Source organism: Azospirillum brasilense, from assembly GCF_001315015.1.
Lineage (GTDB): Bacteria > Pseudomonadota > Alphaproteobacteria > Azospirillales > Azospirillaceae > Azospirillum > Azospirillum brasilense.
Genome location: NZ_CP012915.1, coordinates 1,530,001 through 1,544,269, shown reverse-complemented (window position 1 = coordinate 1,544,269; position 14,269 = coordinate 1,530,001). Strand labels below are relative to the sequence as shown.

At 68.0% G+C, this 14,269-nt stretch carries 14 protein-coding genes (1 of these 14 cut by a window edge); 10 read left to right on the top strand and 4 right to left on the bottom strand.

Annotated features, from left to right (window positions below):
* Positions 1-43: 43 nt before the first annotated feature.
* From AMK58_RS20700 to AMK58_RS20690, 3 genes are all read left to right on the top strand, one after another.
* Positions 44-826 (top strand): phytochelatin synthase family protein, encoded by a 783-nt coding sequence (locus AMK58_RS20700; RefSeq protein WP_035678180.1) that lies wholly within the window; start codon positions 44-46, stop codon positions 824-826.
* A gap of 233 nt (positions 827-1,059) precedes the next feature.
* Positions 1,060-1,371 (top strand): DUF485 domain-containing protein, encoded by a 312-nt coding sequence (locus AMK58_RS20695; RefSeq protein WP_035678182.1) that lies wholly within the window; start codon positions 1,060-1,062, stop codon positions 1,369-1,371.
* Positions 1,368-3,038: a cation acetate symporter gene (locus AMK58_RS20690; RefSeq protein WP_035678185.1), complete on the top strand. Its 1,671-nt coding sequence runs from the start codon at positions 1,368-1,370 to the stop codon at positions 3,036-3,038. Before AMK58_RS20695 ends, AMK58_RS20690 begins: the two co-directional genes overlap by 4 nt.
* 74 nt (positions 3,039-3,112) lie before the next feature.
* Here the strand turns inward: AMK58_RS20690 and AMK58_RS20685 are convergent, their stop codons facing one another.
* A complete protein-coding gene (locus AMK58_RS20685; protein ID WP_059399360.1) occupies positions 3,113-4,207 on the bottom strand; it encodes a TRAP transporter substrate-binding protein in 1,095 nt (364 codons plus the stop codon).
* A gap of 189 nt (positions 4,208-4,396) precedes the next feature.
* Here AMK58_RS20685 and AMK58_RS20680 point away from each other — a divergent pair, with 189 nt between their 5' ends.
* On the top strand, positions 4,397-4,909 hold the full coding sequence (locus AMK58_RS20680; protein WP_035678186.1) for an OsmC family protein: 513 nt from the start codon (positions 4,397-4,399) through the stop codon (positions 4,907-4,909).
* A gap of 60 nt (positions 4,910-4,969) precedes the next feature.
* On the opposite strand, the gene AMK58_RS20675 is transcribed toward AMK58_RS20680, so the two are convergent.
* Positions 4,970-5,602 (bottom strand): MBL fold metallo-hydrolase, encoded by a 633-nt coding sequence (locus AMK58_RS20675; RefSeq protein ID WP_035678189.1) that lies wholly within the window; start codon positions 5,600-5,602, stop codon positions 4,970-4,972.
* Positions 5,603-5,771: 169 nt separating this feature from the next.
* Between AMK58_RS20675 and AMK58_RS20670 the strand changes: the two genes are divergently transcribed.
* Positions 5,772-6,224, top strand: coding sequence for an RrF2 family transcriptional regulator (locus AMK58_RS20670; RefSeq protein WP_014198135.1), 453 nt, complete (start codon positions 5,772-5,774; stop codon positions 6,222-6,224).
* Positions 6,225-6,239: 15 nt separating this feature from the next.
* Here the strand turns inward: AMK58_RS20670 and AMK58_RS20665 are convergent, their stop codons facing one another.
* Positions 6,240-7,388, bottom strand: a complete 1,149-nt coding sequence (locus AMK58_RS20665) for a hypothetical protein (RefSeq protein ID WP_059399359.1) — start codon at positions 7,386-7,388, stop codon at positions 6,240-6,242.
* Positions 7,389-7,772: 384 nt separating this feature from the next.
* On the opposite strand from AMK58_RS20665, the gene AMK58_RS20660 reads away from it, so the two are divergent.
* The 5 genes from AMK58_RS20660 (at position 7,773) to AMK58_RS20640 (ending at position 13,505) form a co-directional block, all read left to right on the top strand.
* Positions 7,773-8,777 carry a sulfate ABC transporter substrate-binding protein gene (locus AMK58_RS20660; protein WP_276509464.1) on the top strand — a complete coding sequence of 335 codons (1,005 nt, stop codon included), beginning with the start codon at positions 7,773-7,775 and terminating at the stop codon, positions 8,775-8,777.
* 57 nt (positions 8,778-8,834) lie between these two features.
* Positions 8,835-9,668: a sulfate ABC transporter permease subunit CysT gene (gene cysT, locus AMK58_RS20655; RefSeq protein WP_211104806.1), complete on the top strand. Its 834-nt coding sequence runs from the start codon at positions 8,835-8,837 to the stop codon at positions 9,666-9,668.
* Complete coding sequence (cysW, locus tag AMK58_RS20650) at positions 9,658-10,518, top strand: sulfate ABC transporter permease subunit CysW (RefSeq protein ID WP_035678197.1); 861 nt, start codon at positions 9,658-9,660, stop codon at positions 10,516-10,518. The genes cysT and cysW overlap by 11 nt, the downstream gene beginning before the upstream one ends.
* A gap of 13 nt (positions 10,519-10,531) precedes the next feature.
* Entirely contained in the window at positions 10,532-11,572 is a 1,041-nt protein-coding gene (locus AMK58_RS20645; protein ID WP_059399358.1) for a sulfate/molybdate ABC transporter ATP-binding protein, read from the top strand.
* A gap of 208 nt (positions 11,573-11,780) precedes the next feature.
* Positions 11,781-13,505: a hypothetical protein gene (locus tag AMK58_RS20640; RefSeq protein WP_236778253.1), complete on the top strand. Its 1,725-nt coding sequence runs from the start codon at positions 11,781-11,783 to the stop codon at positions 13,503-13,505.
* A gap of 9 nt (positions 13,506-13,514) precedes the next feature.
* Here AMK58_RS20640 and AMK58_RS20635 read toward each other — a convergent pair whose 3' ends face one another.
* Positions 13,515-14,269 carry the 3' end of a monovalent cation:proton antiporter-2 (CPA2) family protein gene (locus AMK58_RS20635; RefSeq protein WP_035678202.1) on the bottom strand. The gene runs 946 nt beyond the window's last position, so only the last 755 of its 1,701 coding nucleotides appear in the window; its start codon lies off the right edge, out of view — the gene reads right to left on this strand; it ends in the stop codon at positions 13,515-13,517.

The window sequence follows — 14,269 nt, the reverse complement described above, 5'->3', positions numbered from 1 at the left end:
GGCAGAGGCATCCACCGTGAAACCATCGAGGAAAACGCCGGTGATGAAGGCACCGTTCCGCTCGGCTCTGCTGGCCCTGTGCGCCTTCGCGTGTCTGGCCGGTTCCCCCGCCGCGGCGCAGGACGCGCAGAGCGAGACCAAGCCGAAGTTCGGACCCGACGCCGTGCCGATGACCCAGGACCGCGACTATCTGCGCCGGGCCGGGGCGCCGGACTTCTGGGCGATGATGCCTTATTACACGGCCCAGCAGACGGGCAGCGCCTGTTCGGTCGCCAGCGTGGCGATGATGATCAACGCGCTGCGCGGCCTGCCGCCGCTCTCGTCCAACCGTCTGGTCACCCAGGCGCGGGTGCTGAACGAGGTGGACGACGACGGCTGGAAGGCGGCCACCGCGGAGAACGGGGACGGCGTGTCCTTCGCCGATTTCGCCGGGCTGGTCCAGAAGTCCGTGGACGCCTTCGGGCTGGACGCCACGGTGGAGGTCTTCCGGCCGAAGGACGCCTCGCCGGAAACGCTGGGCGAGCTGCGGCGCATCCTGGACGAGAACGAGCGCGACGACAGCGACATCATCCTGCTGGCCTACGATCAGGGCACGCTGACCGGCGATGCCACGGTGGGCCACATCGCGCCGCTCGGCGCCTACGACGCGGAGACCCACCGGGTGCTGGTCATGGACGTGGACCGGCTGTGGTACGTGCCCTACTGGTCGAGCGACGAGAAGCTGCTGGAGGCGATGGTCAAGCCCGACCGCTCCGACCCCACCGGCAGCGGCCTGATCCATGTCCGGCTGAAGGATGTCCGGCTGAAGGGGCGGACGGCGGGATAACAGCGTTGCCTCATGTTGCGTCGCAGCGCGACCCGTTGTCGCATTCCGCATCCGTGGATCAACCGGGATTGAGCTAATGATTAACCTACCGAAGGTTAACTTTGGAGGGTTTTGAGCGAATATTTCGTTATTTCGCCTTCAAAGAAATTTAATTTCGCTTTTTGCTGCCATGCACTCAAGGTATTGCTGCGATGCGCAATGCCTGGGTTCCAAGAAAAAAGCGATAAAAAACCATGTCCGACGAGATTTACGAGCGGGTGCTGTCCAACCCCAAGTTCGCCGCGATGACGGCGAGCCGCGCGCGCTTCAGCTGGCGGCTGGCGCTGATCGTTCTAGCGGTCTACTACGCCTTCGTGCTCGCTTCGGCGCTGGCGCCCGACCTGATGGCGCGCCCGCTGGCCGAGGGCATGACCTTCCCGGTCGGGCTGGCCGCCGGCATCGTCATCACCGTCTTCTGCTCGCTGATGACCGGTGTCTACGTGCTGCGCGCCAACAGCCGCTACGACGCGATGAACCGTGACCTGCTGAATGAGGTGGGCCGATGAACGCCGCGCGTCGTCTTGTTTCCGCCTGCGCCGCGCTGCTGCCGGCGCTGATCGTGGGGACCGCCCAGGCCGCCGCCATCGACGGCGCGGTGGAGCGCCAGCCAGTCAACGTGACGGCCATCGCCATGTTCCTGCTGTTCGTCGCGGGCACGCTGGGCATCACCTATTGGGCGTCCAAGCGCACCCGCTCGGCGTCGGACTTCTACACCGCGGGCGGCGGGATCAGCGGCTTCCAGAACGGGCTGGCCATCGCCGGCGACTACATGTCGGCGGCGGCCTTCCTCGGCCTGTCGGGCATGGTCTTCGCCAAGGGCTTCGACGGGGTGATCTACACCATCGGCTTCCTGGTCGGCTGGCCGCTCATGCTGTTCCTGATCGCCGAGCGGCTGCGCAACCTCGGCCGCTTCACCTTCGCCGACGTGGCGTCCTACCGGCTGGGCCAGACGCCGATCCGCTCGCTGGCGGCGGTGGGGTCGCTGACCGTGGTCTGCTTCTACCTGATTGCGCAGATGGTCGGGGCGGGCAAGCTGATCCAGCTTCTGTTCGGGCTGGACTACACCTATGCCGTGGTGATGGTCGGCGTGCTGATGATCCTGTACGTGACCTTCGGCGGCATGCTCGCCACGACCTGGGTGCAGATCATCAAGGCTGTGATGCTGCTCGGCGGCTGCACCGTGCTGGTCGGGCTGGCGCTGGCCCAGTTCGGCTTCAACCCGGAGCGGCTGCTCCAGCAGGCCGTCGCCGCCCACGCCGCGAACGCCGCCATCCTGCGCCCCAGCGCCGCCATGGCCGACCCCATCGCCGCGGTGTCGCTCAGCCTCGCGCTGATGTGCGGCCCGGCGGGGCTGCCGCACATCCTGATGCGCTTCTTCACGGTTCCCGACGCCAAGGAGGCGCGCAAGTCGGTCGTCTACGCCACCGGCTTCATCGGCTACTTCTTCATCCTGACGGTGACCATCGGCTTCCTCGCCATCGTGATCGTCGGCACCAACCCAGCCTATCTCGACACGGCGGGCAAGATCCTGGGCGGTGGCAACATGGCGGCCATCCATCTGTCCAAGGCCATCGGCGGCAATCTCTTCCTGGGCTTCATCTCGGCGGTCGCCTTCGCCACCATCCTGGCGGTGGTCGCCGGCCTGACGCTGGCCGGCGCGTCGGCGGTCAGCCACGACCTCTACGCCCGCGTCCTCAAGAAGGGCAACGCCACCGAGGCGTCGGAGATGCGTGTGTCGCGCTTCGCCACGTTGGCGCTGGGCGTCATTGCCATCACGCTGGGCCTGCTGTTCGAGAACCAGAACATCGCCTTCATGGTCGGTCTGGCCTTCGGTCTGGCGGCGTCGGTGAACTTCCCGGTGCTGATCCTGTCGATCTTCTGGAAAGGGCTGACCACGCGCGGCGCCTTCATCGGCGGCTTCGCCGGTCTGGTGAGCTGCGTCGCCTTCGTGGTGCTGGGGCCGACCGTGTGGGTCAGCGTCTTCAAGTTCCCGACGCCGATCTTCCCCTACGAGCATCCGGCGCTGTTCTCGATGGTCATCGCCTTCGCGACGACCTGGCTCTTCTCGGTGACCGACCGCAGCGCGCGGGCGGCGGCGGAGGCGAAGGCCTACGAGTACCAGTACATCCGCTCGGAAACCGGTCTGGGCGCGGCCGGCGCGGTTTCGCACTGACCTTGTGACGAAAACGGCCCCTCTCCTTCTCCAGGAAGGAAAGGGGCCGTGCCTCTTTCAGGGCCGTGCTTTCCTCAGCGGCGCTGCGCCGACTGGGAGTAGATGTAGGAGTCGAAGCTGTTCTCGGCGACGCGGAACCACAGCCGCTCCTCGTCGCGGAAGGGCTTCCACGCCTCGTAGACCTTCTTGAAGCGCGGGTTCTTCGCCGACAGCTCGTCATACAGCTCGTTGGCGATCTTCTCGCAGGCCATCATGACGTCGCGCGGGAAGGCGCGGAGCTGGGCGCCGCCGGCCACCAGACGCTTCAGCGCCGCGGCGTTGACGGCGTCGTACTTGGCGATCATCCAGGTGTTGGCCTCCCAGCAGGCCTGCTCGAGGATCGTCTTGTAGGACTCGGGAAGCTGCTCCCACGCGGTGATGTTGATCATCAGCGGGATCTGGGCGGAGCCTTCCCACCAGCCCGGCGAGTAGTAGTATTTGGCGACCTTGTGGAAGCCCAGCTTCTCGTCGTCGTAGGGGCCGACGAACTCCGCCGCGTCGATGGTGCCGCGCTCCAGGGCCGGGTAGATGTCGCCGCCGCCGATCTGCTGCGGGACGAGGCCCAGCTTGCCCATGATCTGCCCGGCCAGCCCGCCGACCCGCATCTTGAGGCCGCTCAGATCCTCCACCGTCTTGATTTCCTTGCGGAACCAGCCGCCCATCTGGGCCGTCGTGTTGCCGGCGGGGATGTTGTAAATGTTGTGCTCCCGGAACAGCTCCCGCATCAACTCCAGCCCGCCGCCGTGCATCATCCAGGAGATGTGCTGGCGCGTGTTCAGGCCGAAGGGCATGGCCGTGTCGAAGCAGAAGGTCGGGTCCTTGCCGATGTAGAAATAGGCGGCGGACTGGCCGCACTCGACCGTGCCGTTCTGCACCGCGTCCAGCACTTGGAGCGCCGGCACGATCTCGCCCGCTGCGAAGGTGCGGATCTGGAACTTGTTGTCGGTGGCCGCGGCGACCCGGCGGGCAATCAGCTCCGCCCCGCCGAAGATGGTGTCGAGGCTCTTGGGGTAGCTCGACGCCATGCGCCACTTGATCTCGGGCTGGCTCTGCGCGAGGGCCGGTGCGGCTACGACGGTGCTGGCGGCCAGACCGACCCCGGCGCTGGCGAGGAAGGAACGACGTTTCATGGCGGGGAAATCTCCCTTCCCATTCATTATGTTTATACCGCCGGTCTTAGCGGAAAACATCGGGGCGGGCCAGTGGTGCCGGCTGCGGAGCTGGGCTTCGCTTTGGGCATTGCCGGGATGGTGTTTGCGGTCCATCATCCGCCGGTCGCACAATAAAGAACCCGAACCGCGAAGAGGAAACGCACGGGCATGGATGCACAGGATCTGCGCGCGCTCCAGGCGCCGCTGAAGGACAAGTACAAGGACGCCCCGGACTCGGCGGTGGTCACGCTGAAGGCCCGCGGGGCGCTGGACGATTCCGGCATCGCCTGCAAGGTCGAGACGGGCCGCGCGCTGGTCGAAGCCGGCCTGCATCCGGCGACCGGCGGGCCGGGCACCCAGGCCTGCTCCGGCGACATGCTGCTGGAGGCGCTGGTGGCCTGCGCGGGGGTGACGCTGAAGGCGGTCGCCACGGCGCTGGAGTTCAAGCTGCGCGGCGGCACCGTGTCGGCGGAAGGGGACCTTGATTTCCGCGGCACGCTGGGCGTGGCGAAGGACGCGCCGGTCGGCTTCCGCGCCATCCGCCTGCGCTTCGACCTGGACACCGACGAGCCGGCGGAGCGCATCGCCACCCTGACCAAGCTGACCGAGCGCTATTGCGTCGTCTACCAGACGCTGGCCAACCCGCCGCCGATGGCGCTGTCCATCGAGACGGGAACCTGATGGAAGAATGGCCGGTCCGGCGGGTCCGGGTCGGCCATCCCAACCGGCCATTCCCCACCGTCAGTCGTTGAGGAAAGGATTGTAGAGGCGCTCCTCCCCGATGGTCGAGGTCGGGCCGTGGCCGGGGATAAAGGTCACGTCGTCGCCCAGCGGGAACAGCTTGCTGCGGATCGACTCGATCAGGTCGCCGTGGTTGCCCTTGGGGAAGTCGGTGCGGCCGATGGAGCCCTGGAACAGCACGTCGCCGACGATGGCGATCTTGCTCGGCTTGTGAACGAAGACCACATGGCCCGGCGTGTGGCCCGGGCAGTGGTGAACGTCCAGCGTCAGGTTGCCGACCGTCACCGTGTCGCCTTCGTCCAGCCAGCGGTCCGGCGTGAAGGAGCGGACCGGCGGGAAGCCGAACATCTGGCTCTGCATCGGCATGCCGTCGATCCAGAACTGGTCCTCGCGGTGCGGCCCCTCGATGGGCAGTTTCAGCTCGTCGGCGAGGTCGGCGACGGCGCCGGCATGGTCGATGTGGCCGTGGGTGACCAGGATCTTTTCCAGAGTCACGCCCTTCGACTGGGCGGCGCGCAGGACGCGCGGCAGATCGCCGCCGGGATCGACGGCGGCGCCCTTCATCGTCTCCGGACACCAGAGCACCGTGCAGTTCTGCTGGAACGGAGTGACGGGAACGATGATGGTCTGCATGCCGCGTCCTTCGCCGGTCTAAGATCAATGGTCAGGGAACGATTCGTTCACGACCTTACGCGCCACGGTTTTCCAGGGCAAGAACCGGTACCAATTCCTGGGCAACACGGCTATATGGAGGGCACTTTATCTTTATCCCATTCCGCCGCGGGGGGCGGTGCCGGACCGAATGCTGTCGCAAAAAGCCAAATACGCCCTGCGTGCGCTGATCATGCTGGCCGAACGGACGGATGACGAACTCGTCCTGATCGCCGAAATCGCCGAGCGGGAGAACATTCCGCGCAAGTTCCTGGAAGCCATCCTGGTGGAGCTGCGCAAACATGGCCTGCTGTTCGCCAAGCGCGGCAAGAGTGGCGGCTATCGTCTGGCGCGCCCGGCGGAGGAGATTTCCTTCGGCGAGGTGATTCGGCTGATCGACGGGCATCTGGCGCCGATTCCCTGCGCCAGCAAGAATTCCTTCCGTCCCTGCGAGGACTGCATCGACCCGCCGACCTGCTCGGTGCGCTGGCTGATGGTCCAGGTGCGCGACGCCACCGCCCAAGTGCTCGACAACCAGACCCTGTCCGATGCCCTGCGCCACCGTCAGGCGACCGGCGGCCTGCCCGTCAACTTCGACATCTGAACCGGTCCCGATCGTTTAAGGCACCAGATCGACGGCGATGAACACGCGGTCCAGCGCGCGGTTCGTCGCCTCGCGCAGGATTCCGGTATCCAGAAGTTCGTCGACCAGCAACTGGGCGCCGCGAAAGGTGCTGCCCAGCCGTTTCTGCACCCGCCGCACCGTCAGGGCGGGTTCCTCGAACAGAAGCTCCAGCAGGTCCGGGGTGCGGGAATTGCGGCGCTTGGCCCCCACCCGCTGGTGCCAGCCCTCCGCCATGCGGTCCAGCGACAGGGCGCGCTCCCGCTCCCGCCGCGCCGTTTCCGCCACCGTGTCGGCCAGCCACAGCCGCCACCCTTCCTCCCGCCCGCAGGCGGCGAGGCCGGCGGTCGTGCGGTCGGCGTGCAGCGAGACGGACATCGGCAGCCAGACGTTCGGCACCCGGCAGCAGCGCGCCAGCGCCAGCGCCCCCATCAGCCGGGCCGAGGGCACCGCCCAGCCGGGAATCCGCAGATCGGGCGCGGGGCGGAGCAGTTCTGCCAGCATCCCCACGCCGCCGAGCAACGCCGGCGAATCGCCGGCTTGGTCCAGCCGCTTGAGAAGGGTGGCCGCCTCCGCCTCCCGGTTCGCGGAGAAGGCCAGCCGTCCGGGATCGCGGCCGGACACCTCCGCCTGAAGGCAGCGCCACAGCGCCTCCGACCAGCCCAGGGTCCAGGCTGGGGGCGCGTCGTCCGCGACGGGCGCGGCGTCGTCATCTTCGTCATCGGGCGGGAAGGGGAGGCGGGCATCCGACCCGGCCTCCAACTCCGCCACCGCGCGCCAAGCGTCGGCGGCGGCCCCACGGGATGGCAGCGGCGCGCGGGCGTTTCCCACATGGCGGGTGGGGGCTGCGATAAGCCCTTGCGTGAACAGGGCGCCTTGCCACAGCGCACGGACCGATTGGGCCGCTCCCCGTCCGGCGGTGGGAACGAGGTCGGTGCCGATGGTCGCCACAAGGAAGTCCGCCGGGTCCACCGCCACACCGTCGAGCCGCGCCGCCGCGCAGGACTCCCGGCGCGCCGCGTCGGCCCATAACCGCCGCCGGCGCGCCGGGTCCTGGACCACTTCGGCCAGCCGGCCAAGCGCGCGTTCGGCTTCCAAAAGGGCGGCCAGAAGTGCGGGGGAGAGGGGCTGGGCTGTTTCGGGCATGGCCGTTCGGGACAGGAGACGGAGAGGGCGCGCATGATAGCGATCCCATGCAACGCTTCCAGCGCGATCCAAAGCCTCTGATTTCACAAATTTATGTGAAATTGTCTTTCTTTGGCGTGGGGAGTGACAAAAAACAGCCTTGCGGCCTTCGAGAAATCATGCAAACTCTAGGAGGCAAATGGATATTACATATACATTATAAAGAGTGTGAATATGGCCCGGTCGGTCCGGTGCCATGGCCGACTTTGTGAACAGCGGTGCGGCGCGTGGCCTTCAGGGCCGCTCTCCGTTCCCCAATGAACCATACCGAGGGAGTGTGCCATGTCGTTTCGCAATCGGCTCTCCGCGCTCCGCGCGAACCGGTTTCCCCTGGGCAGGCTTTCCATGGGCCGGCTGTCCGCACTGGCCGCGGGCGTCGCCCTCGCCATGCTGACCATCGCGCCCGCCAAGGCGCAGACTACCTTGCTGAACGTCTCCTACGACCCCACCCGTGAATTCTATGTGGAGTTCAACAAGGCGTTCGCCAAGAAATGGCAGGCGGAAAACGGCCAGACGGTGACCGTCAAGCAGTCGCACGGCGGGTCGGGCAAGCAGGCGCGTTCGGTCATCGACGGGCTCGACGCCGACGTGGTGACGCTGGCGCTGGCCTACGACATCGACGCCATCGCCGACTCCGGCGCCCTGCCGAAGACGTGGCAGACGCGCCTGCCGAACAACAGCTCCCCCTACACCTCGACGATCGTCTTCCTGGTCCGCAAGGGCAACCCGAAGCAGATCAAGGACTGGGACGACCTGCTGAAGCCGGGCGTCCAGGTCATCACCCCGAACCCGAAGACCTCGGGCGGTGCGCGCTGGAACTATCTGGCGGCCTGGGCCTATTCGCTGGAGAAGAACGGCAACGACGAGGCCAAGGCCAAGCAGTTCGTCGCCGACCTGTTCAAGAACGTGCCGGTGCTGGACAGCGGCGCCCGCGGCTCCACCGTCACCTTCACCCAGCGGCAGCTCGGCGACGTGCTGCTGGCCTGGGAGAACGAGGCCTTCCTGTCGCTCCAGGAATTCGGCGCCGACAAGTTCGACATCGTCGTGCCGTCGCTGTCGATCCTGGCGGAGCCGCCGGTCACGGTCGTCGACTCGGTGGTCGACCGCAAGGGAACGCGGAAGGCGGCGGAAGCCTACCTGAACTTCCTCTATACCCCCGAAGCGCAGGAGATCGCGGCGAAGAACTTCTACCGCCCGCGTCTGCCGGAGGTCGCTGCGCGGTATGCGGATCGCTTCCCGAATGTTAAGCTTGTGACCATCGACGGTTCCTTCGGGGGCTGGCGCACGGCCCAGGAGAAGCACTTCGCGGATGGCGGCGTCTTCGACCAGATCTATCAGAAGGGCCGCTGACCCGTGGTCGCGGCAACCACCAGCGACGCCGTGCTTCCCAATGCGGGGGGCACGGTGTTGAGCGTTCTTCGAAAACCCAGCGTCCTCCCCGGCTTCGGACTGACCCTGGGATTCACGCTGACCTATCTGTCCCTGATCGTCCTGCTGCCGCTGGCCGCGCTGGCGCTGAAGGCGGCGGGGCTGGGCTGGTCCGGCTTCTGGGACGCGGTGCTGACGCCGCGCGTCCTGGCCGCCTTCAAGGTCAGCTTCGGGCTGTCGCTGGCCGCCGCCGCGGTCAACGCCGTCTTCGGCTTCATCGTCGCCTGGGTGCTGGTGCGCTACCGCTTCCCCGGCGACCGGATCGTCGACGCGCTGGTGGACCTGCCCTTCGCCCTGCCCACCGCGGTGGCCGGCATCGCGCTCAGCGCGCTCTACGCGCCCAACGGCTGGATCGGCTCGCTGCTGATGGAGTGGTTCGGGCTGAGGGTGGCCTTCACGCCGTTGGGCATCGCCATCGCCCTGACCTTCATCGGTCTGCCCTTCGTGGTGCGCACCGTGCAGCCGATCCTCCAGGACCTGCCGCCGGAGGAGGAGGAGGCCGCCGCGGCGCTGGGCGCCACGCGCTGGCAGTCGTTCCGGCGGGTGGTGTTCCCGGCGCTCCTGCCGGCCCTGCTGACCGGCTTCGCTTTGGCCTTCGCCCGCGGGGTGGGGGAGTACGGTTCGGTGATCTTCATCGCCGGCAACATCCCCGGCCTGTCGGAGATCATTCCGCTGCTGATCGTCATCAAGCTGGAGCAGTACGACTATGCCGGCGCCGCCGCGGTCGGCGTGCTGATGCTGATGGCGTCCTTCGTTCTGCTGCTGGCCCTGAACCTGCTGCAAGCCTGGATGAGGTCGCGCCATGCTCGTTAAGAAGGCCGTCGGCTTCACGCCGGCGCTGGCCGACAGCCGCTGGGTGAAGGGGCTTCTGATCGCCACGGCGCTGGCCTTCCTGCTGCTGTTCCTGGTCCTGCCGCTGGTCTCGGTCTTCGTCGAGGCGCTGCGCCGCGGCACGGACGCCTACTGGGCGGCCCTGGTGGAGCCGGACGCGGTGGCGGCGATCAAGCTGACGCTGATCGTCGCGGCCATCGCCGTGCCGATGAACCTCCTCTTCGGCGTGGCGGCGTCCTGGTGCATCGCCAAGTTCGACTTCCGCGGCAAGGACGTGCTGATCACCCTGATCGACCTGCCGTTTTCGGTGTCGCCGGTGATCTCCGGCCTGATCTACGTGCTGCTGTTCGGGCTGCACGGGCTGATGGGGCCGTTCCTGAAGTCACAGGGCATCCAGATCATCTTCGCCGTTCCGGGGCTGGTGCTCGCCACCGTCTTCGTCACCTTCCCCTTCGTCGCCCGCGAGCTGATCCCGCTGATGCAGGAGCAGGGCAACGAGGAGGAGGAGGCGGCGCTGGTGCTGGGCGCGTCCGGCTGGCAGACCTTCTGGCGCGTCACCCTGCCCAACATCAAATGGGGCCTGCTGTACGGCGTCCTGCTGTGCAACGCCCGCGCGATGGGGGAGTTCGGCGCGGTGTCGGTGGTGTCCGGTCACATCCGGGGCGAGACCAACACGATGCCCTTGCATGTCGAGATCCTCTACAACGAATACAACTTGGTCGCTGCCTTCGCGGTGGCCTCGGTGCTGGCCATGCTCGCCCTCGTCACGCTGGTCGTGAAGACGGTTCTGGAATGGCGCTTCGGGGCTGAGCTGGCGGCCACCCGGCATTGAGGCGACGCACGTCATGGCGATCCAGGTTTCCGGCATCACCAAGCAATTCGGCAGTTTCCGCGCGCTCGATGCGGTGGACCTCGAGGTCCGTTCCGGCGAGCTTCTGGCCCTGCTCGGCCCGTCGGGGTCGGGCAAGACGACCCTGCTGCGCATCATGGCGGGGCTGGAGTTCGCCGATTCCGGCAGCCTCCTGCTCAACGGGGAGGAGGCGCTGAGCCTGACCCCGCGGGAGCGGCAGGTCGGCTTCGTCTTCCAGCATTACGCGCTGTTCCGCCACATGACCGTCTTCGAGAACGTGGCCTTCGGGATGAAGGTGCGGCCGCGCGGCCAGCGCCCGGCCTCGACCGAGATCAAGCGGCGCGTCATGGAGCTGCTGGAGCTGGTCCAACTCGCCCATTTCGCCGACCGCTATCCGGCGCAGCTCTCCGGCGGGCAGCGGCAGCGCGTGGCGCTGGCCCGCGCGCTCGCCATCGAGCCGAAGGTGCTGCTGCTCGACGAACCGTTCGGCGCGCTCGACGCCAAGGTGCGCAAGGAGCTGCGGCGCTGGCTGCGCAAGCTGCACGAGGACATCCACATCACCTCCGTCTTCGTCACCCACGACCAGGAGGAGGCGCTGGAGCTGGCCGACCGCGTCGTGGTGATGAGCCAGGGCCGGATCGAGCAGGTGGGCAGCCCGGCGGAGGTCTACGACCGCCCGGCCTCGGCCTTCGTCTACGAGTTCCTCGGGCAGGTGAACCGTTTCGACTGCGTGGTGACGGATGGGGTGGCGCGGACCGCCAACGGCGCGCTGTCCATCCCCGCCGATGGCACGGTCCGCGGCCCGGCCATCGCCTATGTGCGCCCGCACGATCTGGGGCTGAGCCCCAGCGCCGCGGGGCCGGGCCGGGTGTCGGGCATCCATGTGGTGGGGCCGGACGCGCGGATCGAGATCGACCTCGCCGGCCTGCCGCTGGAGGCCGAGATGGACCGCGAGCGCCTGTCCGCCCTGGGCCTGCGCCCCGGCGACCAGTGCGCCGTCCACATCGCCCGCGCCCGCGTCTTCCCGCAGCCGTGACGGCATACGCATGGCGCCCGCCCTATCCGCGAAAAGGGGCGGGGAGGGCGCCCGGCCTCCTGCCAACGGAGTCCCGGCGGGCCATGGGGCCTGCTCCGTCCGGGTCGCGGACTAAGTCCAACGCCGAATCGTAACGCCATTGCCTTCTGGCGATGCGGACGGTGGATGTGTTGAGCCTTCCGCATTGCACCCAATGCAGGAGGCTCCGGTGGATCATTCAGGACTGTCGCAGGCCACCGGCTCCGCCGCCCTGCGGACGGGCGCCGGGGCCGGAGCCTGGTCGCCGCCGCTGGCGCTCACGCTGCCGGTGATCCTGGCGTTGCTTCTGCTGCCGCTCGTGCTGGTGGAGATGCCGCCGCTGCTCGACTACCCGAACCATCTGGCGCGTGTGGACGTGCTGCTGCATTACCGGACCGACCCCTTTCTGGGCGACCATTACACCGCCTCCCTGACGCCGGTTCCGAACCTGCTGATGGAGGCGGTGATGCTGCCGCTCGCCAGCGTGCTGCCGCTGTACGTCGCCGGGCGGGTCTACATGGCGCTGGCCGGAGTGCTGACCCTGTTCGGGGCGATGCTGCTGAACCGCACGCTGTTCGGGCGGTGGAGCCTGTGGCCGCTGTGCGGCGCGCTGTTCATCTACAACGCGACGCTGATCGGCGGCTTCATGAGTTTTTCGCTCGGCCTCGGCTTTCTGCTGGTCGGGCTGTCGCTGTGGATCGCGCTGGCGGGACGGCGCTGGCAGGTGCCGGTGGGGATGGGCTGCGCCCTGTTCCTCTATTTCGCCCACGCCATCGTGCTCGGCTCCTTCCTGATGTGCCTGTTCGCGGTCGAGGCGGTGAAATATGTGGGGCAGGGGCGCAAGCCGCTGACGTTCGCCAACCTCGGGCGCGACGCCCTGCGTTTCGCCGCGCTGCTGGCCCTTCCCGCGGCGCTGTTCGCCGGCACGGTGGGGACGCACCTCCTGCAGTCCGACGCGGCGGCGGTGGGTGCGCGCGACAGCACGCCGGTCCTGCTGCTGAAGGAGGTCTACTGGCGGCTGAAGAAGCTGACCGAGCTGAAGCAGTGGCGCTACCGGCTGCACGACATGCTGGCCCCGGTCCTGAACTACAACACGCTGCTGGATGTGGCGACCTTGCTGCTGATCCTCAGCGGCATGGTGGCGGCGCGTCTGGCCGGCTGGCTGCGCGCTGCGCCGGCGATGATGCTGGCGGTGGGGCTGTTCGTGCTGGCCTTCTTCGTCGTGCCGGACCCCTTCTTCGGCACCTATTTCGTGTCGATCCGCTTCTGGATTCTGGCGGCCTTCCTGCTGGTGGCCGGCACCGACATCCGCTTTCCCAGCGCCCGCGCCGCGGCGGCTTTCGCCGCCGGGCTGCTCGCCCTGCTGACGGTGCGGACCGGCGTGCTGACGCTCAACTGGCTGGCCTACGAGGACGATGTGGCCGACCTGCGCCATGCCATGGAGCGGATCGAGCCCGGACGGTCCGTCCTGATCGCCTGGGCGGGGCAGGAGGCTGGCTGCTGCAACACGCGGGAATTTCTGCTCACCCAGCCGCCCTGGCGGCATGCGCTGGTCGCCTTGCCCAGCCTGATCCATCTGCCGTCGCTGATCACCGTGGAGCGGCGCGCCTTCGTCCCGACCCTGTTCAGCCATCCCGGCAAGCAGCCGTTGACCGTGACCCAGCCCTACCGCGACCGCTGCATGGCGATCTACGAGGGGGTTCCGGTGGACGTGCGCCTGCTCTCCCGCCCCGAAGAGGCGACCCTGCGCGACCATGTGGAGCCCTGCCCGCACTACATCGGCTGGCGGGACAAGTACGATTACGTGCTGGTGATGTTCTCCAACGTCTTCCACGCCGCCGGGCTGAAACCGCCGCCGGGCGTGCAGGAGGTCTACCGCGGCACCGTCTTCGACCTGTGGCGGGTCGAGCGCTGACTCAAACGGTCAGTCGTTCTCGCCGGCCGGCTCGCTGAGGGCGTCGTAGCCGCGGTCGCGGACGCTTTTCAGGCTCCGGTCGATGGTCTCGGCGTCCAACCCGGTGTTGCGCAGCACGAGGCTGGCGAGTTGCAGGCTGGCCTCCAGCGTTTCCGGCACCACGGCGCTGGCTCCGGCCCTCTTCAGCCGCGCGCCGCGGTCGAGGTCGTGGGCGCGGGCGGCGATGGCCAGGCGCGGGGCGGCCCGGCGGATCGCCTCCACGGCGCGCTCCGCCATGTCGGGGCGGTTGACGGTGATGACGGCGGCCCGCGCCCGCTCGATCCCGGCGGCGCGCAGCACGCCGATCTGGCTGGAATCGCCGTAATAGACCGGCAGCCCCTCGGCCCGCGCCGCCGCCACCCGCTGCGGGTCGAGGTCCAATGCGACGTAGGGGATGTCGTGGGTGCGCAGCAGCCGGGCGACGGCGCGCCCGACCCGGCCGTAGCCGGCGATCAGCACATGGCCGGTGATGTCGCTGGTCTCCACGCCGAAGGCCTCGGCGCCGTAGCGGGCCTCGACCCTCTGGGCCAGCCGCTGGGCGATGGCGCCGACCAGCGGCGTGACCGCCATGCTGAGCGCCACGCAGGAGGACAGCAGCAGCCCCGTCTCGCCCTCCAGCACCGTCAGCCGCGTCGCCTTGCCGATCAGCACGAAGGCGAACTCGCCGCCTTGCGACAGCAGCAGGCCGATGCGCAGCGAGGTCGCCAGCCCGAGCCCCGACAGGC

Bases quoted from the DNA above. Each gene is read 5' to 3' on its own strand.
- AMK58_RS20700 (WP_035678180.1), top strand. From the start codon at position 44: ATGAAGGCACCGTTCCGCTCGGCTCTGCTGGCCCTGTGCGCCTTCGCG.
- AMK58_RS20695 (WP_035678182.1), top strand. From the start codon at position 1,060: ATGTCCGACGAGATTTACGAGCGGGTGCTGTCCAACCCCAAGTTCGCC.
- AMK58_RS20690 (WP_035678185.1), top strand. From the start codon at position 1,368: ATGAACGCCGCGCGTCGTCTTGTTTCCGCCTGCGCCGCGCTGCTGCCG.
- AMK58_RS20685 (WP_059399360.1), bottom strand. From the start codon at position 4,207: ATGAAACGTCGTTCCTTCCTCGCCAGCGCCGGGGTCGGTCTGGCCGCC.
- AMK58_RS20680 (WP_035678186.1), top strand. From the start codon at position 4,397: ATGGATGCACAGGATCTGCGCGCGCTCCAGGCGCCGCTGAAGGACAAG.
- AMK58_RS20675 (WP_035678189.1), bottom strand. From the start codon at position 5,602: ATGCAGACCATCATCGTTCCCGTCACTCCGTTCCAGCAGAACTGCACG.
- AMK58_RS20670 (WP_014198135.1), top strand. From the start codon at position 5,772: ATGCTGTCGCAAAAAGCCAAATACGCCCTGCGTGCGCTGATCATGCTG.
- AMK58_RS20665 (WP_059399359.1), bottom strand. From the start codon at position 7,388: ATGCCCGAAACAGCCCAGCCCCTCTCCCCCGCACTTCTGGCCGCCCTT.
- AMK58_RS20660 (WP_276509464.1), top strand. From the start codon at position 7,773: ATGGGCCGGCTGTCCGCACTGGCCGCGGGCGTCGCCCTCGCCATGCTG.
- cysW (WP_035678197.1), top strand. From the start codon at position 9,658: ATGCTCGTTAAGAAGGCCGTCGGCTTCACGCCGGCGCTGGCCGACAGC.
- AMK58_RS20645 (WP_059399358.1), top strand. From the start codon at position 10,532: ATGGCGATCCAGGTTTCCGGCATCACCAAGCAATTCGGCAGTTTCCGC.